We start from the raw sequence: 1,401 nt of genomic DNA on the forward strand, positions 1-1,401 counted from the left end.
CGCGGAGCGGAATTCCACTGCGCGTGAGCTCGATTCGGCGGCGACATTGGCGTCGTTGCTGGATGCTTCGGTTGCGGCGGCTCCGGACGCGGTGGCGTTGGTGGACGCCGATGGAACCCGGGTGTCGTATGCGGAGCTGGGTGCGCGGGTCAACCGGTTGGCCCGGTACCTGATTTCGGCGGGTGTGGGTCCGCAGGATCGGGTCGTGCTCGGCTTGCGGCGGTCGGTGGATCTGGTTGTCGCGATGTACGCGGTGGCCACCGCGGGTGGTGTGTATGTGCCGGTGGATCCGGATCAGCCGGCCGAACGGACCGGCTACATCCTGGACACGGCGGCACCGGTCTGCGTGCTGACGAATACCGCGACCGGATTCGGTGCGGGTGACGGTGTCGCGGATGCGCCGGTGGTGGTGCTCGACGAGCTCGATCTCGCGGGCTTCGACGCTTCCCCGGTGTCCGATGCGGAGCGGGTCGCGCCGGTGCGGGCGTCGAATACGGCGTATGTGATCTTCACGTCCGGGTCGACGGGTCGCCCGAAGGGTGTGGCGGTGCCGCATGCGGCGATCGTGAACCAGTTGCGGTACATCACGGCCGAGTTCGGGCTGGATGCCACGGATTCGATCCTGCTCAAGACGGCGGCGACGTTCGACCTGTCGGTGTGGGAGTTCTGGCTGGCTGCGGTGTCCGGCGGCCGGATGGTCATCGCGTCGCCGGACGGTCATCAGGACCCGGCCTACCTCAACAGTTTGATGCGTGGCGAGGGCGTGACGACGTTGACGGTGGTGCCGTCGATGTTGGAGGCGCTGCTCACCGCTGATGAAGGTATGCCCGGCTCGCTGCGCCGGGTGCTGGCGATCGGTGAGGCGCTGCCCGCGGCGACCGCGCAGCGGATGCTCGCTGCCTCTCCGGGTACCGGGTTGTTCAACCTCTACGGTCCGACCGAAGCCGCGGTCTCGGTCACCACACATACCGTTACCGATGCCGATGAGGTGTCGGTGCCGATCGGTGTGCCGCAGTGGAATTCGCGCGTGTACGTGTTGGATTCGCGGTTGGGGCCGGTGCCCGACGGTGTTGCGGGTGAGTTGTATCTGGCCGGTACACAATTGGCGCACGGGTATTTCGGTCGCCCCGACCTGAGCGCCGAGCGGTTCGTGGCGGACCCGTTCACTGCCGGGGCCCGGATGTATCGGACCGGCGATGTGGTTCGCTGGACGGCGGCCGGTGAACTGGATTATGTGGGTCGCTCCGATTTCCAGGTGAAGATTCGTGGTTTCCGGATCGAGCTGGGGGAGATCGAGGCGGCGTTGCTGGCGTTGCCGGAGGTCGCGCAGACGGCGGTGGTGGCGAAGTCGGATCCGCGGACCGGTGACCGGCTGGTCGGGTATGTGGTGCCCAGTGGTGC

1 protein-coding gene is annotated in these 1,401 nt (G+C 67.2%); it reads left to right on the forward strand.

Going from position 1 to position 1,401, the window contains the following annotated elements:
- Nucleotides 1-1,401: non-ribosomal peptide synthetase (locus NF4_RS35955; RefSeq protein WP_157120808.1), on the forward strand; the 1,401-nt coding region annotated here is incomplete at both ends.

The organism is Nocardia fusca NBRC 14340, assembly GCF_001618425.1.
Lineage (GTDB): Bacteria > Actinomycetota > Actinomycetes > Mycobacteriales > Mycobacteriaceae > Nocardia > Nocardia fusca.